The sequence below is a fragment of the Asticcacaulis sp. P2_C5 genome (assembly GCF_056404555.1).
The window spans coordinates 26,726-47,303 of the sequence record NZ_JBFUDU010000016.1 but is presented as its reverse complement, the minus strand read 5'-3'; the positions used below and the strand labels follow the sequence as shown (position 1 = coordinate 47,303).

Here is a 20,578-nt window from a genome sequence, read left to right as displayed (position 1 = left end):
TCAGAGAACGTGGAAAAGCAGATCGTTGACGCGGTGTTCGGCATCCGCCAGCGCCTGGTCGATGGTCTTGTGGCCGGTAATGGCCGAGGCCATTTCGTCGCCAACAATGTCCTGGATGGCGAACTGGCGCTCGACCCCAGCCGGCAAGGTCTGGCCCGCTGTCGCCAGGGGGATGATATCCCCGCGGTGCGGCAGTGCCAGGTACTTGGCGCTCGTCGCCACATCGGCCTGGGTCGGCAGGTGGCCGGTGCGCGACCAGTCGTAGTCATGGGCCTGCAGGAATTTCATCAGTTTCAATACGGCGGCAGCCTGTTCGGGCGTTCGCTGACGCTTCGGCATCACCCAGGCGTGGCCGTCGACATAAGCGACCTGATCCGTACCCCAGAGCATCGGGTACGGCTTGACGCTATAGCCATGATACAACGGCCGGCCCTGTGTTTCGGACTCGGCCTGGAAGGTGCCGATCATCCAAGTGCCGACCAGGCAGATACCGCCCTGGCCGTTGAGGAACGACGCCATGGCCGCCGGATAGTCCTGGCCTGGCGCCATCAGCCCTTCGGCATAGATGGTGCGGAAAAGGCCGACGATGCGACGTGCCTCAGGCGTATTCAGGTGGATATGATGCGGGTCGCTGAAGAAGGCGGCCTCTTGGTCGATCAGATAGGTGTAGAGATTACGCGTAAAGGCGGCGCGTTCGTTGTCGGTCGGTTGCAGCAGATAGGGCAGACCGGTTGCCTTTTTGAATTGCCGCGCCTGGGCCAGCAGTTCGTCGGGGCTGTGCGGCAGGATCGGCTGGCCATCCCTGACCAGGCCCGCCTTGGCGAACAGGTTCATATTGATGTGCCACAACTGCGTCCAGTTATCGAACGGCATGCCGTAGACGTTGGTCTGGCCGTGCTCCCTCAGGGTCACCCCTTTGCGCGCCGCCAGCGTGAAATTGTCGACGTCGATGCCGACGGTTTTGAAGCCGTCATCCAGCGGCTCGATCAGCCCGCGCGAGGCAAAATCCGGCATGGCCGACATATGCATGGTGACGATATCGGGCGGATCGCCGGCGGCATATTGCGCCGATAACTGGTCATAGCCCGGCCACGGCGCGATATTGACGTCGAGCTTGATCCCTGGGTTTTCCTTCTCGAACTGATCGAGCAGACCCGTCACTACCTCGCACTCACCGTCAGGATTGCGCAGCGGCGCCTGCCCCTTGGGCACATTGGCCCGGCACTCGCCGAAGATGCGCTGGACGGTGATATGGGTGTAGGTGTCCCGCGGTTTGCAGGCGCTGAGCGACAGTATCGCCAGTGCGGCCATGACAAGCTGTCTCATCGTATCGCCGCTCCCGCCACCGCGCGGACGATGTACTTCTGGAAGATGATGTAGACGATCAGGATCGGCACAGCGGCGAATACCGCCTGGGTCATCAGATAGCCCAGCCCCGAGGTTTGGGCGAAGTTGATTTGCGACGCTGACAGCCCCACCGTCAGGGTAAACATGTCGCTGCGCGTCGCCGAGATCAGCGGCCACCAGTAGTCGTTCCATGACGACAGGAAGGTGAAGATGCCGAGCGTCGCCTGCGCCGGAATGGTCAGGGGCAGCAACACCGTCCAGAAGATCTTCAGCCGCGACGCATTGTCGAGAATGGCGGCCTCGTCCAATTCCTTGGGGATGGCGCGGAAATACTGCGTCATCAGGAATACGCCGAAGGGCGCCGCCAGACCCGGCAGGATCAGGCCGGGATAGGAGTTATGCAGATGCAGGGCTGTGAACAGCTGGTGGCGGGTGATAATCACCGCCTGTTCCGGAATGGCCAGGCCGAACAGGACCAGAAGGAAGATCTGGTCGCGATACGGAAACTCCAGCCGGGCAAAGCCATATCCGGCCAGGGAAGACAGAACCAGCACGCCCACCGTCGTCAGGCCCGAGACGATCACCGAATTGAGCAGCCAGCGAAAGACGCCGGAATTACGGACGATGGCGGCATAGTTCTCGACCGTATAGGGCGCATGAAAGGCGTTGGCCGTGGAATGCAACAGGTCGCCATTGGATTTCAGCGACAACAGCAGGGTCCAGATCAGCGGGATCACCATGATGAAACCCAGCCCGATCAACGTCACCAGTATCGCGCCATCGCGGACGGTCTTTGACTGCGCCGGGCTCATGACACACCCTTCTTTCGGGTCACCATGTACTGCACCACGGTGGCGATCAGGATGATGGCGAACAGGATCTGCGATGCCGCCGCGGCATAGCCGACGTCCCAGCGCCGGAAGCCGATCTCGAAGATGAACAGCACGATCGGACGGGACGCGCCATTGGGCCCGCCCTGGGTGATCAGTTGCGGCTGGCCAAACAGCTGGAACTGCAGCACGCATTCGAAGATGGCGACCAGGATAACGGTGCGCATGACACTGGGCAGGGTGATCGACCACAGGGTCCGCCACCACGACGCATTATCAAGAGCCGCCGCCTCGTAAATATCCTTCGGCACCTGTTGCAGGGCCGACAGATACAGCATCATCGGCAGGCCGAGACACCACCACACGGTGATGATGGCCATGGAGATCATGACCAGACTCGGATCGCTCAAAAACGGCACGGCGCCGGCGCCGAAGAGGCTGCGGATGTCGGCGACCAGACCGCCGTCGCCCATCAGGATCATGCGCCAGATCAGGGTGACGATCGTCACCGACAGGACCGATGACGAGAAGAAAACGCCGCGGAAAAACGCCGCCGTGCCGGTCGAGCGGTTCAGCAGCAACGCCAGGAACAGCGGAATGACGGTCAGTGGCGGCACGGTCAGCGCGACGAAATAGAAGGTGTTGACGACGCTGTGCAGGAAAACATCGTCGCGCATCAGCCGGCTAAAGTTCTCCAGCCCGACAAACTCTCCACCGCCGAACAGGTCGGCCTTGAACAGGGAGAGCCCCATACCGGCAACCAGCGGATAGATCAGCAGGCCGAAATAGACCAGCAGATACGGCGCCACGAACAGCGCGTTCGACCAGTTGCCTTTTTTCAATACGGCGGCGGTCATCTTGCAAACCCCAGTGCTGCACGTACGGTGCAGCTGGAGGCTCCCTCCTCCCTGTGCCGAAGGCATGGGGAGGGGGACCGCTGAAGGCGGTGGAGGGGTAATAACCCGCCGGAAGAATGACCCCTCCGTCTCGCTTCGCGAGCCACCTCCCCATGCCTTCGGCACAGGGAGGAGGGTGCATATCCCGCGCCGCTCATTGGCTGGCCTCCGCGTGATACCCGACTCCGTCGGCGTCAAACAGATGCGCCGTCGCGCCGGCGATCTCAAGACCGACCGCATCGCCCGTGCCGACCCGGCTATTGCCTTCGGCGCCGGCGGTCACCGGTGTGCCATCGCCCAGTCGCGCATAGACCAGGGTTCGCTCGCCCAACCGCTCGACAAATTCTACCGTCGCGCTCAGCCCCTGCCCGGCCGCCATGACCGATAGGTTCTCAGGCCGCAGACCGATCCGCCAATGGTCCGATTTCGGCAAGGCACTCGACATGATCCCTGTCTGCACAACGCCGCCGCCCAGCCTTGCCGCCGCCAGCTGTCCACCCGTTTCCAGGTCGACCTTCAGGATATTCATCGGCGGCGAACCGACAAAGCCGGCGACAAAGATATTGGCTGGGCGTTCGTAAATTTCCATGGGCGCGCCAACCTGTTGCACCTTGCGGTCCTTCATGACGACGATGCGGTCGGCCAGGGTCATGGCCTCGACCTGGTCGTGCGTCACTAAAATCATGGTTGCCTTCAGCCGCCGGCGCAGTTGCGCCAATTCCAGACGGGTGCGCATCCGCAGGGCCGCATCCAGATTGGACAGGGGTTCATCAAACAGGAACAGGTCAGGCTTTTTCACAATGGCGCGGCCGATGGCGACGCGCTGCTTCTGGCCGCCCGAAAGCTCACCGGGCCTGCGGTGCAGATAGTCGCCGATCTCAAGAATCCGCGCTGCCTCGGCAATGCGGCTGTCAATTTCCGCCTTGCCCAGGCCGATATTCTTCAAACCGAACGCCATATTGTCGGCAATCGTCATGTGGGGATACAGGGCATAGCTCTGGAACACCATGGCGACGCCGCGCGCCCCTGGCGCCAGTTGATCGACCCGACGTTCACCGATATGGATTTCGCCGCCGTCCAACGCTTCCAGACCGGCAATCATGCGCAAAAGCGTTGTCTTGCCGCAGCCCGACGGCCCCAGAAAAGCAACAAATTCGTTTGTCTTGATGCTGAGGCTAACGTCGTCCAGCACCGGCGTAGCGCCGTAGGCCTTGGAGACATTGATGATTTCGATGCCGCTCACGCGCGCCCACCCTGTAACTAGCGTTTCCCTGGCCTCATGTTAAAAAGTGGCTGCCACTTTTGGGATAACTTGAGGCGCCCACTTTAAAATGCCCGACGCGTTTTTCACGCTTTCTACTCAGACAAAAAGCGCTGTAGCATCGAAGCCTGAACCCGACAAGGTGGAAATGTAGGACAAATCATATTTATCCATTTTGCCGCAATGTGGCTATTTTCAAGCGTGCAGCGCACAATTGCGATCCACACGGTAAAGATACTTTTGTCTGAGTATACTAGTGCCCCTTGACGCCACAGCCTCACAGGTCTTTATTGTCCGACAAAACCGGAGGATTTCATGCCCGCTACCCGTCGTCACGCCCTTCTGTCTAGTGCAGCCCTGGCCAGTGCAGCATTGGCCAGCACCGCAGCCTTGGCTGCCTTGCCAGGCGTTTCACGCGCGACGTCGAAGTCTACCCCAAACTCCGCATCCGTCACCCCCTTTCCGCTCGAAGCTGTCACCCTGACGCCATCGATCTGGCGCACGGCCGTCGATATCAATGCCGTCTATCTCAAATCGCTCGAACCCGATCGCTTCCTGCACAATTTCCGCGTCTCCGCCGGCCTGCCCCCGCGCGGTGACGTCTATGGCGGCTGGGAGGCCATGGGTATAGCCGGCCACAGCCTTGGCCATTACCTGACCGCCTGCGGCCTGATCTACGCCCAGACGAAAGATCCCGAATTCAAGACGCGCCTCGACTATATGGTCGGCGAACTGGCGACGATCCAGGCGAAGCACGGCGACGGCTATATCGGCGGCACCACGGTCGAACGCAACGGCAAGATCGTCGATGGCAAGATCGTCTTCGAAGAGGTCCGCGCCCATAACATCACCACCCACGGCTTCGACATCAACGGCGGCTGGGTGCCGCTCTATACCTGGCATAAGGTCCATGCCGGTCTGCTCGACGCCCACCGCTATGCTGACAATGCCCAGGCGCTGACGGTGGCCACCCGAATGTCCGACTATCTGATCGGCATTCTTGGCGGACTCAGCGACGACGAACTGCAACAGATCCTGGCGGCCGAGCATGGCGGGCTGAACGAAAGCTTCGCCGAGACCTATGCCCGCACCGGCGACAAACGCTATCTCGACATGAGCCGCCGCCTTTACCACAAGGCCATACTGATGCCTTTGTCGCAGCGTCGTGACGAACTGGAAGGCAAGCACGCCAATACCCAGATCCCGAAACTGATCGGCCTGGCCCGGTTATACGAGATTACCGGCGACACCAGCTACCGCGACACGGCCAGCTTCTTCTGGGACCGCGTCGTTCACCACCACTCCTACGTCATCGGCGGCAATTCCGATTCCGAGCATTTCGGCGCACCCGACCACCTGTCCGACCGTATCGACGACAAGACCTGCGAAGCCTGCAACAGCTACAACATGCTGAAACTGACTCGGCATCTGTACCAGTGGCAGCCCGACGCCACGTGGTTCGACTATTACGAACGCGTCCATCTCAACCACATCATGGCGCACCAGGACCCGAAGACCGGTCAATTCGTCTATTTCATGCCCCTCAGTTCGGGTTCGCAACGTCTTTACTCGACACCCACGGACAGCTTCTGGTGCTGCGTCGGTTCCGGCATGGAAAGTCACGCCAAGCACGGCGACAGCATCTACTGGCGCCAGGATGATACGCTGTTCGTCAACCTGTTTATCCCGTCCGAACTGACCTGGACCGACAAGGCGACAAAAGTTGCCCTGACCGGCGACATTACCACAGGCACACCGATCAGCCTGACCGTAACGCCGAAAAACAAGGTCGACTTTACGCTCGCTGTCCGCATCCCGGCGTGGGCCGACAAACCGACTCTGACGGTCAATGGTGTGGCGCAACCGATCCTGACCAAAGGCGGTTACGCCCGGATCAGCCGCCACTGGCACCCCGGCGACACGGTGACCCTGACCCTGCCACAAACCGTGAAGGTTGAAACCGTAGCGGACAATCCGCGCCTTGCCGCCTTCGTGAAAGGCCCGATGGTTCTGGCCGCTGATATGGGCGAAGCGGCCGGCGACGTCCCGCCTGCGCCCGTCGTGGTCTCGGCCCAGGCCCTGGACGCGCTCGATCCGGCTAGCCTGATGCTGGTCGCACAGCCGCAATCCGTGGCGCTAAAGCCCTTCTTCAGCCAGTATCGCCGCCGTACGGCCGTCTATTTTCCACTGTTCACCGATGCCGAATGGCAGGTTCAAAAAGCGGCCTATGAGGCCGACCAGGCGGCGCGTGCCCAACTCACTGCCCGCACCGTCGACTTGATGCGCCTGGGCGAGATGCAGCCCGAACGCGACCACGCCTTCGCCACCGACATTGCCGAGGTGTCGTCGCGCCTTGGCCACGCTGGTCGTTCGCTGATGTGGGGTAGCGGCAAGTATTTCGAGTTTGACCTGGCCGTCGATCCAAACGGGGCGGTCATCCAGATCACCTATTGGGGTCAGGATATCAAAAAAGCCTTCGACATCACGATCGATGGACAGCTGCTGAAAAGCGAGACCCTGGACTTCGCCCCGGACGCCAAATTCCGCACCGTCGACTATCCCCTGCCCGCCGGGTTTATCGCCGGCAAGTCGAAGGTTCGCGTGCGCTTTACGACACGCGGCACCAATCTCGACGTCTTCGAGGTGCGCTCGCTCAGGACAGCCTGAGGTCGGGCGCCCCCCTAAAGCTGGGTTCAACAAAACCCCAATTGTACACGGCGACATGGTATTGCATGGCCACAGGCAGATCGCCATCAATAGTTGATTCTGAGCGACGCCGAACCTTAGCGGTGCCTGTAGTAGAGGCAAAGGAAGATTTTTAACTACAGATTTTTCAGATTAACACATATTTTTCAACGACTTAAATGACATTATAGAGATGATGTCCCTGCATCTGAAAAAGGCGCTGCGCGCTGTTATCAGGGGAGAAAGCGCAAAGGCAAACCCAAATAACCCATTGGAAAATCTGTGTTAATCTGTGAAATCTGTGACTAAAGCTTTTCTTGATCTTGTCTCGCAGCGCATCATGGACGCGCGATGGAATAATGCGCCGCGCTAAGGGAGAATTCACCCCTGTCGTATACAACGAACCTGGCCGCAGGACGCGGACGACCCAATCAGAAGACAAGGGGCGGGTGACCGTCAATCGGATTTGCGTATTTTAACCTCATGGCACCGGCGCTGGAATATCAGTCCCAAGGCCCGTATGCTGTTCGGCATCGTGGCGGCCGCGGGCGTCGGCACGCTGGTCGCCATCATTGTTCTTTTGAATTCGTCCTTGTCGGCGATTGCTGAAAAAAGTAACCAGATGGATCTGGCGCGCGGCAACGACATGGTCGAGGCCTCGGTCCAGTCGAGCTTGAACAGCCTGTCGGCCCTGACGACCGACAACGCCCAGTGGGACGATGCGGCCCGCAATATGTACCGGACATCGCCCAGCGCGACCTGGGCTTACGAAAACTGGGGCGTAGCCTCGAAAGATAGCGAGCCTTATGACGGCAGCTTCATTCTGGATGAAAACTTCCATATCCTTTGGGGTTATTTCCGCGCCAAACCCTATGCCGGCTTAAATTCGGACATGTTCGGCTCTGGTTTCAAGGGTCTTGTCAATCTGCACCGCAAGGCCATTGATGCCGGGGACGTGGCGAAATCAGGCCTTACGCTGACAGATTATGGGCCGGCCATGGTCAGTATCGCCCTCGTGCATCCGTATGTCGAACGCCTGACCGGGCATGAGAAGGACGGCATGGGAAAGAGCCGGCGTTATCTTGTCATGACACGCCATCTGACACCCGCTCAGGTTACCGCCATGGGCCGCACCTTTCGCATCGATAAACTGCGCCTGACATCGGCGGCCGACACCAGCCACCCGTATCTGGAACTTGTCGGCGCCGACGGCCGTGTGACCGGTCACCTGACCTGGCTGCCGACCCTGTCCGGCGCCGCAACGGCCAAGGCGGCCGAACCAAGGCTGCGCCAGATCACCTGGTTGACAGGCTTTCTGGTGCTGATCTTCGTGATGATCAGCGCCTACAGCCTGCAGAAGCTGGCGCGAAGCGAAAAGGACGCCCAGAGCTTTGCCCTGACCGATGGGCTGAGCCGGCTGCCCAATCGCCGCGCCTTGTTCGAACGGCTGCAAGCCTGCGGCAAGAAGCATGGCCGGGTGGAAAAGACCGTCGTCTTTATCGACCTTGACGGTTTCAAGGACGTCAATGACATTTACGGACACAATATCGGCGACAAGCTGATCATGATCACGGCCGCCGCGCTCAAGGAATATCTGCCCGAAGGCGGTATGCTAGCCCGGATGGGTGGCGATGAATTCGCCCTGTTGCTCGGCGGCAAGAATGGGCCCGACCTGGCCCGTGTCTTCGCCGAGTCCGCCCTGGCCTTCCTCACGGCACCCATCCGCATCGGCGAGCGCACCGTACAGATCGGCGCCAGCATCGGTATTGCCACGGGTGACCTGAAATCCTGCACCAGCCTGGAACTGTTCCGCCGCGCCGATATGGCGATGTACTATTCCAAGGCCAACGGCAAGGCCCGCATCACCTTCTATACGGCGGACCTGGAAGCAACGCGCCTGCGTAAGCAAGCTATCGAAAAAGGCATCCGCGAAGGCCTGGCGCGCGGTGAATTCGACGTCGTCTACCAGCCGATCGTCGACGCCCGCACCCTGCGCATTACCGCCGTCGAGGCCCTGTGCCGGTGGCCGCGACGCCCGGAAGGCCCTTTGCCGCCCGATCAGTTCATTGACATTGCCGAAGCCAGCGGCCTGATCCACCAGTTGGGTCAGTTCGTGCTGAATCGTGCGTGCAGCGATCTCGGTGGGGTACCGGATCTGCGCCTCAGCGCCAATATTTCACCCGCCCAGTTTCGCGATCCGGAATTCGAACGCAAGGTGGCCCAGGTGCTTGAGACGACCGGCTTCCCGGTCGAACGCCTGGAACTGGAAGTCACCGAAGGCTATCTGATCGAAAATCCCGATCGCGCCATCTCCGCTGTTTCCAACCTGAAGGCGCTGGGCGTTTCCATGGCGCTCGACGACTTTGGCATCGGCTATTCCAGCATCGGCTATCTGCGCCGTTTCGACTTTGATCGCATCAAGATCGACAAGTCCCTGGCCGGGCGCGTCGATCTTGACCCGCAGGCCGCCGCCCTTGTCGCCGGCACGGTCAGCATCGCCAACGCCCTGTCGATCGCCGTTACGGCCGAAGGTGTTGAAACCGCCGATCATGTCCGTCTGCTGAAGCTGGCAGGTTGCCACAGCCTGCAGGGTTTCTATTTCAGCCGGCCCAAACCCCTGGCCGAAGTGCTGGAGATGGTCCACGCCGAGGCTGAGGTTCAGGCCACGGGTTAAATCTGGCTGGCGAAGCGGTCGATCAGCCACTGCGTCGCCGGCCCTGGCGGCATTTGTGCCCGCCATACCGCCTGCAGCGGATACATGGCGTCGCGCCAATCCGGCATGTCGAGCTCGACCAGTCGCCCGGCGTCGAGATCGCCCTGCACCATGAATTCCGGCATCGAGCCCCAGCCGACCCCGGCCAGCAGCAAGGCATGCTTGACACCCAGATCGGCCAGTCGCCACGTCTTCGCGGCAATCACGCCGAAATCCTGCCCGGCGGTCAGGGGTGAGCGATCGGTCAGGACCAGCTGGATATGCTCGCGCGCATCGCCCGGCGCATGCCGGCCGCCGCGCGCCAGAGGATGAAAGGGCGCCGCCACCGGAATCAGCCGCACGTGGCCCATCATATGCTTTTCGATATCGTCCTCACCGACGCATAGAGGCCCGCTGATGCCGAGCCGCGCCGTCCCGTCCATGATCAGCTGCGTCACTGCGCCCAGCGCCTCGACATGCAACCTCAGCAAGACGGTCGGGAACGCCGCCTGAAAGGCCTGCAAGGCGTCGACCAGGCGGGCGGTCGGCAGCATGACATCGACGACCAGCGACACTTCCGCCTCCTGGCCTTCACGCAGCGACGTTGCGCGCGCGCGCATCTTGTCGACATTGTGCAGGATCGAGCGCGCGAAAGCCAGTAGCGATCGTCCGGCCTCGGTGAGCTCCGGCTTTTTCGTGCCGACGCGATCGAACAGTGTCACGCCCAACTGGTCTTCCAGATTGTCGATACCGTAGGTGATGGCCGAGGTGGCGCGATTGAGGCGACGCGCGGCGGCGGCAAAGCTGCCGCTATCCACCACGGTAGCCAGGATGTGGAGCTGATCGAAAGTCGGGGTGCCGGTCTGCATATCTGAATCACTTACCTAATTTTCAGAACAGTTTTTTCAATATTATACGGATTTTCAGAAAATACCAGCGAGACTATACCGTCGTCATTGTTTCGAAAGAGGCCCCCAATGACAACGCTTACAGCCACCAGAGACCGCGCCGTCGCCGACACCCATACCGCTTTCCGCACCCTGGAAGGCGACGGGTTCGAAGTTCGCCGCGCCATTCCAGCGCGCGCCTATGAGGCGATCGGCCCGTTCATCTTTCTCGACCAGTTTGGTCCGATCGATGTGCAACCCGGCGAAGCCAAGGGCGCCTCGGCCCATCCGCATGCCGGGATAGAGACCCTGACCCTGCTGCTGGAAGGCCGCATGGAACACAAGGACAGCCTGGGCAATGTCAGCGCCATGGGCCCCGGTGAAGTGCAATGGATGCGCGCCGGCCGTGGTATCATCCACGACGAAGCCCCCGATGCCATCCTGCGCCGCGATGGCGGCCACCAGCATGGTGTCCAGCTGTGGATCAACATGCCGAAAGGCGAAAAACACGCCGAGCCTGCCTATCGCCATGTGACACGTGACGAGATCCCGCTTCTGCCCCACGCCAACGGCACGGTTCGCCTGATCGCCGGCCAGGTCGGCAGCGTGACAGGTCCGGTTCAGACCTCGGGCCATCCGTTCGTCATTCATGCCAGCCTGGGTGACGGCGGCGCGCTCGATATCGATGCGTCAAGCCCGGCCGAACTGGCGATCTATGTCCTGACAGGTCAAGTCAGCCTGGGTGGCCACGATATCGAACCCGGCCAGCTGGCCCGCCTGACGCCGGGCGACACTGTCAAGCTGACGGCCCTGCCAGGCACTGAACTGCTGCTGGTCGGCGGCGATCCGCTCGACGCCCCCATCGTCCGCCACGGCCCGTTCGTCATGAACACCATTGCCGAACTCGAACAGGCCGTCCGCGACTACTACGCCGGCAAGATGGGCCGGATCTGATCCTGTCGCCCTGACTTCCCTCACGCCAATCCCCCTCCCCGTTTCATCAAGGATACCCATCATGACCAAGGTTCTCGTTCTTTATCACTCCGCCTACGGCCACATCGAAACCATGGCCAACGCCGTTGCCGAAGGCGTGCGCGAGGCTGGCGCCGAAGCTGTCATCAAACGCGTTCCGGAGACCGTGCCGGAAGAGGTCGCCAAGGCATCCTACTTCAAGCTCGACCAGGCGGCACCGATCGCCACCATCAATGAGCTGGCCGATTACGACGCCATCATCGTCGGCGCCGGCACGCGCTTCGGCCGGATGAATTCGCAGATGGCGGCCTTCCTCGACCAGGCCGGTGGCCTGTGGATGCGCGGCGCACTGAACGGCAAGGTCGGCGGCGCCTTTACCTCAACGGCGACGCAGCACGGCGGCCAGGAAACCACACTGTTCTCGATCATCACCAACCTGCTTCACTTCGGCATGGTGATCGTCGGCCTCGACTACGGCCACGCAGGCCAGATGAAGATCGACGAAGTCACCGGCGGCTCGCCCTACGGCGCCACGACAATCGCCGGCGGCGACGGCTCGCGCCAACCGACCGAGAACGAACTGACCGGCGCCCGCTACCAGGGCCGCAAGGTCGCCGAAACCGCCATCAAACTCCACGGCTAAGGCAAGGCCCGCCCCACTCATCGCTCTTTTTTGCCCGCCCCATTTATGGGGAGGGGGGACCGCCGAACGGGGCCGCCCGAGCGGGCGGTGGGCGGGGCTCTTTCTTCCATCCGTTCAATGTCTAAATCATCAGCAATTCACATTTTCTTCTGAGGAGAAGCCACCATGACCAAGTTCCAAGCCTACCTGCCCGCTTTGGGTCGTCTACTGATCGCCGTCATTTTCGTAATGTCCGGCATTTCCAAACTGACCAATCCCGCCGGAACTATCGGCTATATCCAATCGGCCGGCCTGCCCCTGCCGGAAGTTGCCTATGTCGTCGCCACCGCAGTCGAGCTGATCGGCGGCCTGGCCCTGATTGTTGGCTTCAAGACGCGCTGGGTGGCCGCGGCCCTGGCGGTCTTCACAGTCGCCGCGGCCCTGGGTTTCCACAACAACTTCGCCGACCAGAACCAGATGATCCACTTCATGAAGAACATCGCCATCACCGGCGGCCTGCTGCAAGTGGTGGCCTTCGGCGCCGGCGCCTTCGCCCTCGACAGCCGCAAGACGCGCGGCACGGTTGCCGCGTAAGCAAACACACAGTTGAATCTAAGCGGCCACAGCAGAGATGCTGTGGCCTTTTTCGCGACTACACTACACCCGTTGTGAAAACGCCGTCGCAAACAACCGCGACAGGCGCTCGGCAAATTCGCGCGGATTGGCCGGCTTGTCACCGTCCAGGATACGGGCCTGGTCCAGCAACAACCAGGCGGCGTCCTCCCTGTCCGCGCCGACAGTCCTGAGCGCTATGTTATTCACCAGATCGTTGTGGGCATTGATCTCCAGGACCGGTTTTGACGCCTTTTGCAGGCGCCCGGCGCCCTGAAGGATTTTTTCGAGCTGCAGGTCGGGCCCATGTTCCGACGCGACCAGGCAGACCGCACTTTCCGTCAACCGAGTCGAAACCCGCACATCGGAAACCTCACCCTTCAAGGTTTCGCGCGCGAAATCGATAAAGGCGGCGACGTCCTGCGGCGTTTCCGGCTTCGGCTCAGCCTCCGAGTCATCCCCGGTGACGCTATCGAGATCGGCCGACCCTTGCGTAACCGAGGTAAACGCCTTGCCGTCGAAAACCTGATCCGCCGGAGCCCAGAAGCTGTCGACAACATCGGTGAGCAGCAGGACCTCGATGCCCTTGGCGCGAAACCCCTCGAGTTGCGGCGATGCCTTGAGCTGATCCAGGTTCGTACCGGTGATGTAGTAGATCGCCGTCTGTCCGTTCTTCATGTCCTTGACATAGTCGGCCAGGCTGCGATGCCCCTCGCCCGAGGCCGTTGTGCGGAACCGCGCCAGCTTGAGCAACTGTTCGCGCCGTTCCGAATCGTCATAAATGCCTTCCTTGAGAACCGCGCCGAACAGGTCCCATACCTTGTCGAAGGCTTCGGTCTCCGTATCCGCCAGGTTTTCCAGAGCTGTCAGAACACGGCCGGTTACACCCTTGCGAATCGCCGCGAGAATGGCGCTCTCCTGGATCATTTCGCGCGAAATATTCAGTGGCAGGTCGGACGTGTCGACGATGCCACGAACAAAGCGCAAATAACGCGGCAAGAGCTCGGCCTCGTCGGTGATGAAGACGCGTTTGACATACAGTTTCATCCGGCCCGTGCGGTCGGCATCGAACAGGTCGAACGGCCGAGCGCCGGGAACAAAGGCCAGGGCCGTATATTCATGGCGGCCTTCAGCACGGAAATGCACATTTAGCAGCGGATCGTCATACTGACCCGACACACCGCGATAGAAGTCGGCATAGTCTTCCTTGGAAATTTCGTTCTTCGGCTTGGTCCAAAGTGCTGCGCCATCGCTGACCACAGCGGCCTCCGCCCCCTCTTTTTCGATCAGGTGGATCGGAACCGGCACATGTCCGGACTGGTCGCGGATAATCTTTTCGACGGTCCATTTGCTGGTGAAGGACTTGGCATCTTCCATCAGGTGTAAGGTCACGCGCGTACCACGAACCGGCGCCGCCTCTCCTTCGACCTCGGCAATCGTATAGCTGCCCTTGCCATCGGAGGACCATAGCCAGGCATCCGGATGACCGGCCCGGCGCGATAGGACATCCACCCGGTCGGCTACCATAAAGGACGAATAGAAACCGACCCCGAACTGACCGATCAGTTCCGCCTTTTCACCCGACTTAGCAGCCTCCAGCCGCTCCATGAACAGGCGTGTCCCCGAACGTGCGATCGTACCCAGCGCGTCGATCATCTCGTCCCGGCTCATGCCGATGCCATTATCCTCGACGACGAGGGTGCGCGCCTCTTCGTTCAACGAAACAACGATACCCGGCTGGGCGTCGTCGGAAATGAGCGCGGCATTGGAAACGGCTTCGTAGCGCAACTTCTCGCAGGCGTCCGCTGCGTTAGAGATAAGTTCGCGCAGGAATACCTTTTTATCGGAATAGACCGAATGCACCATCATGTGCAGAAGGCGGCTAACATCGGCTTCGAACGCGTGCTGTTCAGGCTTCGTGGCGTCCAGGGTCGTCGTCATGGCTTACCTCATCGTGCAGGGGTTGCGCGTCAGATATTTTCTGCGCGAAATAATTTCAAGACATCAGACTATAGTTTTTAGGATGGACAGACCTCGGTCACGTCCGCTCCGCCATAAACCCAGGCAAGGCCGCCGCCTGCGTCACCCAATCCGTCAATTGCGCCTCATCAAGTTCGTCAGCTTCGTGGATATCGATGTAACGCGTACCCTCGGTCTTGCTTGCGCCGGGCGGCAGGGGATGCAGCGACGTTCCGCGAAAGAAGGCCACCTTCACATAGCGCGTAAAAACATGAAATGACAGGAACCAGCCGTGACTTGCGACGCCGTAGAATGGCGAGTTCCATTTCACCGCCTTGCGCACGTCGGGCACGGCCTGTGTAATGATGGCATCCAGGCGCTGACCGAGGTCACGTTTCCAACCCGGCATGGCGGCGATATAGGCCTGGACCGGCGCATCCCCCTCACCCTTGGCGATACGCGGGTTGCCACCCGACAGGACCGCCGGGATTTCTTCGCCTTTTGCGCTCATCTTCATGCCACTGACTCCTGTTATATCTGCCGGCTTTCCATATATGTGAAATACCGCCACGGTATCAATGCGGCCTTTCCGCCTTACCTTTCAACCTCGTTCTCACGGAGATCACGGCATGGCACGCGCTACCGCCCATATCGCCACTGATCGTTACGCCACCCATATCCACGTCGCCGGACGCGACCTGATCGCCGACGAACCGCCGGCCAATGGCGGCCAGGATGCCGGCCTGGCGCCCTACGACCTGCTGCTGGCGTCACTGTCGGCCTGCACCGCCATTACGCTGCGTATGTATGCCGATCACAAGGGCTGGCCGCTCGAAGCCGCCGATATCGCCCTGCATTTTTACCGCGACGAAGCCGGCGCGGAGTTTATCGATCGCACCGTCACCGTGAGCGGCCCGCTCGATGAGATCCAACTGAAGCGCCTGCTCGAGGTCTGCGAACGCACCCCGGTCACCAAAACCATGAAACAAGGCCTGTCCATCACGACCACGCTTAAATCATCAATATGACAAATCCTGTAAGTCGCGCTTAACGCAAACCTAACAATCATTGTAACTGGTGCATTTCCCGCACTTCGGAAATATTGCCCACATGATTTCGGGGCGGTTCCAATCGTGGACAGCCGCCCGTACTTACGGGGAGTTCCACAATGAAAGCTTTCAAAACCGCCCTTATGGTTGCCGTTGCCGGCAGCCTCGCTTTTGCTTCGCCGCTGATCGCCAAGGATTATCCCGATGGCGGCGTGACCGGCGCCGAAGTCGCTGCCGACCTCAAGGGCATCGACCAGACCGCCAGCGTCGGCAAGGACTCGGCCGGCGATCCGTTGGTCGACGCCGCCTTCAAGGTCGGCGAAACCAGCATCGACTACAAGATCTTCTTCTACGGCTGCAAGGACGGCCGCTGCACGTCGATCCAGTATCATGTCGCATTTTCCGGTGACACTTCTAAAATTCCGGAATGGAACAAGAGCCACCGCTTCGCCCGCGCCTATGCGACCGACAAGACCATCCACCTCGAATATGATGTCGACGTCGAAAAGGGCGCCAATTCGACCGCCATCCAGAACTCGGCCCAGCGCTTCATCGCTGTGATGGTCCAAGGCGTCCAGTTCCTCGGTTAAGTCTTTTTCAGCTCAAGCGCCGCATGGCTCGCGCAAACGTGCGCGGCGGGCGGTCGCCCTTGCCAAGCGACAATGAGCTACGATCATTGTCGCTTGGAATAACAGCTGATCATGGCATCCGCATCGCATTTCAGTGCCCTCGAACCCTCCGGCGTTCCAACCGCCGGAGGGTTTTATTTTGCCTTTGCTATTGAAAATAATGCGGTTATTTTGATCCGCATAAAACAGGGAGCGGTTCATGGGCAGGATGGTGATGGCGGCGGCCCTGGGCCTGCTGGTTATGGCCGCGTCACCAGCGCTCAGCCGGCCCCAGGCCGCCGCTTCGACACCCAAAGCCGCTGCTCCACTCGGCGATCGCATCCAGAATGCCGTCGACCGCTATCAGTCTGCCGGCGCGCGCCCCAGCCTCGAAGAGCTCAAGGCCCTGACCGACGAAGCCGCCATGGCAAAACAGCTCGATCCCGGCCTCGCCGCCGATCTGGCCACCATCTATGCCTATAGCCTGGCGCGTGCGCAGCGCGGCCAGGAAGCCATCACGGTCATCATGGCCGCCCAGGACGCCTATGCGCGCGCCGGTTTCGCGGTCAGCAGCAAGATGGGCGACCTGTTGCTGGCCCAGGCGGCGTTTCAGGACCTTCTGGGCGACACCCCCGGCGCCTACGCCACCAAGACCGAGGCCCTGGCCCTCTATGAACAGGTCGAAGGCCCGGGCGGCGACATGGTCGCGACCGTCAAGGTTCAGCTGGCCTTTTCGTTGTTCGCGCAAGGTCGATTGGACACCGCCATCACCGCCTATCGCGACGCCCTGCCCCGCCTGGCCGGCAAGGACAATCTGGTCCGCGTCTACGCCATGCAACTCACCAACTATGCCGGCGCCCTACGTCTGGCCGGCGATCTCGACGGCGCGCTCGACACCAGCCGCTCGGCGGTCGCCATTGCGCGCGACAAGCTGCCGGCCGGCCATCCGGCCCTGATGTTCGGCCTCAACACCCTGGGCGCCACCCTGATGGACATGGGCCGCTACGCCGAGGCCGAGACCGTCCTGCGCGAAGGCCTGGACCTGGCACGGCAATATCGTGGCAAGCAGAGTCTCGACACCGCCGGCTTCACCTACCGCCTGGCCCAGGTCCTGCACCGCGAAGGCCACGCCCCCGAAGCCGCAGCCCTGCTCGACGCCGCGCTCGACGATCTGGCCGGGGTCAATATGGGCGCCAATCCCGACCTGCCTGGGCTAATCCGGCTGGAGCTGGGTCAGATCGCGCTTGACGACGGCAAGCTGAGCGAAGCGCAATCCCAGCTGACGGCAGGCCTGACCGCCATCGCGGCGACCGGCGATACGGGCGCCACAACCCGCGCCCGGCTCAATACGCGCCTGGCCGAAGCGCTTTTGCTGGATCACCACTATGACGACGCCCTGGCCAATGTCAGCCAGGCCATGGCCTATTACGAACGCGAAATGCCCGACTACGCGCCGGACCGGGTGCGCGCTGCCATGCTGCAGGCCCTAGTCCTGTCACGGCTCGGGCGCCATGATGAGGCCTTTACGGCCGGTCAGGCCGTGGAGGCCGCCATGCGCGTCCACCTTGACAGCTATACGATCGTCCGCGCCGAGCAGACCGACCTCATCGCCGCCTATCAGCTCAGCTTCGTCCGCTTCGCCGACCTGGCGCTCGAGGCCGGCCATCCCGATTCCGCCTTTGCCGCCGCCCAGATGGCAGCCGTCAGCGAAGTGTCCACGACATCACTGGCCATGGCGGCCCGCTCGGCCATTTCTGATCCCAGGGCCGCCGAACTGGCGCGCCGGCTTCAGGATACCCAGGTCACGCGTCTGCGCCTTGATCGCGAACGCACCTATGCGCGCGGCAAGTCGGATGCCGAGGTCAAGCGGCTGGAGAGCGAAATCCAGACCCTCGACGTCGCCCTGGCCAGCCTGGCCGGCGAACTCAATGCCGTCTATCCCGACTTCGGCCGCCTCAGCCATCCGCGGCCATTGTCGGTCGATGCCGCCCGGGCCACCCTGGGCCGATCCCAGGCCGTCGTCATGCCGTTGCTCAGCGATGACCGCCTGATCACCCTGACCCTGACCCCGTACGGTCTGAACTGGGCGTCAAGTCCACTTGGCCGGGCCCAGGCCCTTACAGCGGTCACGACCCTGCGCGGCTCAGTCGACACGGCCCTGCGCACCGCCGGCAACGACCACGCCGCCTTTGCCCGCGCCCCCGCCTGGCTGCTGGGACAGGCTATATTCACGCCGCATATCCGCCGCACCCTGGGTCCGTCGAAAGAGCTGGAAATCCTGGGTTCCGGCCCGATCATGACACTCCCGTTTGCGCTGCTGCTGACCGAAGCACCGCAAGGCTCCGATATGGACTCCCAGGCCTTGCGTAACAGCGCCTGGCTGATCCGCAGCTACGCCCTGTCCGTCAAACCGGCCTTTATCGCTCGTACGACCAGACTCGCTGAGAGTTCGGGTTTCCTGGGCGTTGGCGCGCCGATGCTGGGTCCACCCGATAACGGCTTCATGGGCTTCGATCCGGACGCTGTCTATCGCGGTGGCGATGCCGAGGCCCTGCGCCAGATGCCCAGCCTGCCCCATGCCGAGGGCGAACTTCAGCGTATGGATAGCGCCCTGGCCTTGCCCGGCAGTCAGGTCATCACCGGCGCGGATGCGACCGAAGCCCGCATCAAGACGACCGACCTGTCGCGCTACAGCGTCATTGCCTTCGCCACCCACGGCCTGATCAGCGGCAATCTGCAAACCTTGCGCGAGCCGGCCCTGGTCCTGACGCCGCCGGCGCAGGCCAGTGCCGACGATGATGGCCTGCTGACCGCCTCGGATGTCGCCGGCCTGCGCCTGAAGGCGCGCTGGGTCATACTATCGGCGTGCAATACGGGTTCAGGCCGTGAAGCCGGAGCCGCCGGCTATTCCGGCCTGGCCCACGCCTTCATGCAGGCGGGCGCCGACAGCCTGCTGGTGTCGCTGTGGCCGGTGCGCGACGACGTCGCAGACCGGCTAGCTGTCGACACGGTCCGGCGCAATGCCAAAGGCGCCTCCCAGGCCCAGTCCCTGCGCCGAGCAATGCTCGACCTGCTCGACGATTCGTCCGTCCAGGGCAGCGCCAACCCGGCTATCTGGGCGCCTTTCTCGCTCGTCGTAAGGTAAGTATCTTCCCACAGATTAGAAAGATTTTCACAGATTTTTCAATGCGTTAAAAATAACATTCGGCTGATGCCAACCTGTTAGGGCGCGAAGCGCCATTTTAAAAACCGGCTCATGACTGAGCCGATAACACACTGAAAAATCTGTGAAAATCTGTGCTAATCTGTGGGAACCCCCTTTCTACTTTTTGACGTATCCAAATACCTGGATCCTACGTCGCTTTCCCAATCCTCACAGCCTTTGTAAATTGTGCTGGACTCGGACATTCTGTTACGAGTGAGACAACGTACACGGGACAACCATGACCGACACATCCATCCTGCTGATCGAGGACGAAGCCAGCAACGCCGACATCATTATGTCCGTGCTGCAAAAGGAGGGCTTTGTCGTGACCTGGGTGGCCGACGGCCAGAAGGGTCTGGCCCAGGCCGGCCAGACGCCCTACGACCTGATCGTGCTGGATCGCATGCTGCCGGACCTCGACGGCATGACCATACTGGCTCGCCTGCGCGGCGCCGGCATCGAGACCCCGGTCCTTATGCTGTCGGCTCTGTCGCGGTCGGAAAATCGTTCGGAGGGGTTGGAAGGCGGCGCCGACGACTATCTCGGTAAGCCATTCGAGGACCACGAACTGACCGCCCGCGTCCGCGCCCTGCTGCGCCGCTCACGCAATCAGGTCCACAGCGCCGTCATGCTGTACGGCGATATCGAACTGCATGTGAAGTCGCGCACCGCGCACCGCCAGGGCCAGCATCTGGCGCTGTCGCCCAAGGAATTCGAGATCCTCAAGCTGCTGATGGAACACGCCGGCGACGTCGTCACGCGTGAGATGCTGCTGAAAGACGTGTGGAACCTCAGCTTCGACCCCCAGACCAACGTCATCGACGTCAATATGAGCCGCCTGCGCCACCGCCTGGAAGACGGCTTCGACCACCCCTGCCTGGAAACCGTCCGCGGCGCGGGCTTCCGGCTGATCTGCCCACCCACAGTAAAAGAGTTCCCCCTTGTCTAGCGTA

At 61.4% G+C, this 20,578-nt stretch carries 16 protein-coding genes; 9 read left to right on the top strand and 7 right to left on the bottom strand.

Annotation, left to right across the window (positions count from 1 at the left end; all coding sequences use genetic code 11):
• The 4 genes from AC1DXO_RS22965 to AC1DXO_RS22950 all read right to left on the bottom strand — a co-directional run bounded on the left by AC1DXO_RS22965 (position 1) and on the right by AC1DXO_RS22950 (position 4,316).
• A complete protein-coding gene (locus AC1DXO_RS22965) occupies positions 1–1,326 on the bottom strand; it encodes an ABC transporter substrate-binding protein (protein ID WP_476980533.1) in 1,326 nt (441 codons plus the stop codon).
• Positions 1,323–2,159 (bottom strand): carbohydrate ABC transporter permease, encoded by an 837-nt coding sequence (locus AC1DXO_RS22960; RefSeq protein ID WP_476980532.1) that lies wholly within the window; start codon positions 2,157–2,159, stop codon positions 1,323–1,325. Before AC1DXO_RS22960 ends, AC1DXO_RS22965 begins: the two co-directional genes overlap by 4 nt.
• Complete coding sequence (locus tag AC1DXO_RS22955) at positions 2,156–3,034, bottom strand: carbohydrate ABC transporter permease (protein WP_476980531.1); 879 nt, start codon at positions 3,032–3,034, stop codon at positions 2,156–2,158. Before AC1DXO_RS22955 ends, AC1DXO_RS22960 begins: the two co-directional genes overlap by 4 nt.
• 193 nt (positions 3,035–3,227) lie before the next feature.
• Entirely contained in the window at positions 3,228–4,316 is a 1,089-nt protein-coding gene (locus AC1DXO_RS22950; RefSeq protein WP_476980530.1) for an ABC transporter ATP-binding protein, read from the bottom strand.
• A gap of 333 nt (positions 4,317–4,649) precedes the next feature.
• On the opposite strand from AC1DXO_RS22950, the gene AC1DXO_RS22945 reads away from it, so the two are divergent.
• Positions 4,650–7,001: a beta-L-arabinofuranosidase domain-containing protein gene (locus AC1DXO_RS22945; protein WP_476980529.1), complete on the top strand. Its 2,352-nt coding sequence runs from the start codon at positions 4,650–4,652 to the stop codon at positions 6,999–7,001.
• 538 nt (positions 7,002–7,539) lie between these two features.
• A complete protein-coding gene (locus AC1DXO_RS22940) occupies positions 7,540–9,693 on the top strand; it encodes a bifunctional diguanylate cyclase/phosphodiesterase (protein ID WP_476980528.1) in 2,154 nt (717 codons plus the stop codon).
• Here AC1DXO_RS22940 and AC1DXO_RS22935 read toward each other — a convergent pair.
• Positions 9,690–10,580 (bottom strand): LysR family transcriptional regulator, encoded by an 891-nt coding sequence (locus AC1DXO_RS22935; protein ID WP_476980527.1) that lies wholly within the window; start codon positions 10,578–10,580, stop codon positions 9,690–9,692. The two genes, AC1DXO_RS22940 and AC1DXO_RS22935, sit on opposite strands and share 4 nt — an antisense overlap.
• A 108-nt stretch (positions 10,581–10,688) precedes the next feature.
• Between AC1DXO_RS22935 and AC1DXO_RS22930 the strand changes: the two genes are divergently transcribed.
• The 3 genes from AC1DXO_RS22930 (at position 10,689) to AC1DXO_RS22920 (ending at position 12,786) form a co-directional block, all read left to right on the top strand.
• Positions 10,689–11,552, top strand: a complete 864-nt coding sequence (locus tag AC1DXO_RS22930) for a pirin family protein (protein WP_476980526.1) — start codon at positions 10,689–10,691, stop codon at positions 11,550–11,552.
• 61 nt (positions 11,553–11,613) lie between these two features.
• On the top strand, positions 11,614–12,213 hold the full coding sequence (gene wrbA, locus AC1DXO_RS22925; RefSeq protein WP_476980525.1) for an NAD(P)H:quinone oxidoreductase: 600 nt from the start codon (positions 11,614–11,616) through the stop codon (positions 12,211–12,213).
• A gap of 165 nt (positions 12,214–12,378) precedes the next feature.
• Positions 12,379–12,786 (top strand): DoxX family protein, encoded by a 408-nt coding sequence (locus AC1DXO_RS22920; protein WP_476980524.1) that lies wholly within the window; start codon positions 12,379–12,381, stop codon positions 12,784–12,786.
• Between the two features lie 63 nt (positions 12,787–12,849).
• Here the strand turns inward: AC1DXO_RS22920 and htpG are convergent, their stop codons facing one another.
• Positions 12,850–14,745, bottom strand: a complete 1,896-nt coding sequence (gene htpG, locus AC1DXO_RS22915; protein WP_476980523.1) for a molecular chaperone HtpG — start codon at positions 14,743–14,745, stop codon at positions 12,850–12,852.
• Between the two features lie 97 nt (positions 14,746–14,842).
• Positions 14,843–15,280: a DUF1801 domain-containing protein gene (locus AC1DXO_RS22910; RefSeq protein ID WP_476980522.1), complete on the bottom strand. Its 438-nt coding sequence runs from the start codon at positions 15,278–15,280 to the stop codon at positions 14,843–14,845.
• A 112-nt stretch (positions 15,281–15,392) separates the two neighbouring features.
• On the opposite strand from AC1DXO_RS22910, the gene AC1DXO_RS22905 reads away from it, so the two are divergent.
• The 4 genes from AC1DXO_RS22905 to AC1DXO_RS22890 all read left to right on the top strand — a co-directional run bounded on the left by AC1DXO_RS22905 (position 15,393) and on the right by AC1DXO_RS22890 (position 20,574).
• Entirely contained in the window at positions 15,393–15,791 is a 399-nt protein-coding gene (locus AC1DXO_RS22905) for an OsmC family protein (RefSeq protein ID WP_476980521.1), read from the top strand.
• Positions 15,792–15,931: 140 nt separating this feature from the next.
• Positions 15,932–16,402: a YbjN domain-containing protein gene (locus AC1DXO_RS22900; RefSeq protein WP_476980520.1), complete on the top strand. Its 471-nt coding sequence runs from the start codon at positions 15,932–15,934 to the stop codon at positions 16,400–16,402.
• A 238-nt stretch (positions 16,403–16,640) separates the two neighbouring features.
• Positions 16,641–19,565, top strand: coding sequence for a CHAT domain-containing protein (locus AC1DXO_RS22895; protein ID WP_476980519.1), 2,925 nt, complete (start codon positions 16,641–16,643; stop codon positions 19,563–19,565).
• A gap of 298 nt (positions 19,566–19,863) precedes the next feature.
• A complete protein-coding gene (locus tag AC1DXO_RS22890) occupies positions 19,864–20,574 on the top strand; it encodes a response regulator transcription factor (RefSeq protein WP_476980518.1) in 711 nt (236 codons plus the stop codon).
• Positions 20,575–20,578 lie beyond the last annotated feature (4 nt).

What these genes read in the sequence shown, in the direction of transcription:
- AC1DXO_RS22965 (WP_476980533.1), bottom strand. Translation starts at nt 1,326, where the DNA reads ATGAGACAGCTTGTCATGGCCGCACTGGCGATACTGTCGCTCAGCGCC.
- AC1DXO_RS22960 (WP_476980532.1), bottom strand. Translation starts at nt 2,159, where the DNA reads ATGAGCCCGGCGCAGTCAAAGACCGTCCGCGATGGCGCGATACTGGTG.
- AC1DXO_RS22955 (WP_476980531.1), bottom strand. Translation starts at nt 3,034, where the DNA reads ATGACCGCCGCCGTATTGAAAAAAGGCAACTGGTCGAACGCGCTGTTC.
- AC1DXO_RS22945 (WP_476980529.1), top strand. Translation starts at nt 4,650, where the DNA reads ATGCCCGCTACCCGTCGTCACGCCCTTCTGTCTAGTGCAGCCCTGGCC.
- AC1DXO_RS22940 (WP_476980528.1), top strand. Translation starts at nt 7,540, where the DNA reads ATGCTGTTCGGCATCGTGGCGGCCGCGGGCGTCGGCACGCTGGTCGCC.
- AC1DXO_RS22935 (WP_476980527.1), bottom strand. Translation starts at nt 10,580, where the DNA reads ATGCAGACCGGCACCCCGACTTTCGATCAGCTCCACATCCTGGCTACC.
- AC1DXO_RS22930 (WP_476980526.1), top strand. Translation starts at nt 10,689, where the DNA reads ATGACAACGCTTACAGCCACCAGAGACCGCGCCGTCGCCGACACCCAT.
- wrbA (WP_476980525.1), top strand. Translation starts at nt 11,614, where the DNA reads ATGACCAAGGTTCTCGTTCTTTATCACTCCGCCTACGGCCACATCGAA.
- AC1DXO_RS22920 (WP_476980524.1), top strand. Translation starts at nt 12,379, where the DNA reads ATGACCAAGTTCCAAGCCTACCTGCCCGCTTTGGGTCGTCTACTGATC.
- htpG (WP_476980523.1), bottom strand. Translation starts at nt 14,745, where the DNA reads ATGACGACGACCCTGGACGCCACGAAGCCTGAACAGCACGCGTTCGAA.
- AC1DXO_RS22910 (WP_476980522.1), bottom strand. Translation starts at nt 15,280, where the DNA reads ATGAAGATGAGCGCAAAAGGCGAAGAAATCCCGGCGGTCCTGTCGGGT.
- AC1DXO_RS22905 (WP_476980521.1), top strand. Translation starts at nt 15,393, where the DNA reads ATGGCACGCGCTACCGCCCATATCGCCACTGATCGTTACGCCACCCAT.
- AC1DXO_RS22900 (WP_476980520.1), top strand. Translation starts at nt 15,932, where the DNA reads ATGAAAGCTTTCAAAACCGCCCTTATGGTTGCCGTTGCCGGCAGCCTC.
- AC1DXO_RS22895 (WP_476980519.1), top strand. Translation starts at nt 16,641, where the DNA reads ATGGGCAGGATGGTGATGGCGGCGGCCCTGGGCCTGCTGGTTATGGCC.
- AC1DXO_RS22890 (WP_476980518.1), top strand. Translation starts at nt 19,864, where the DNA reads ATGACCGACACATCCATCCTGCTGATCGAGGACGAAGCCAGCAACGCC.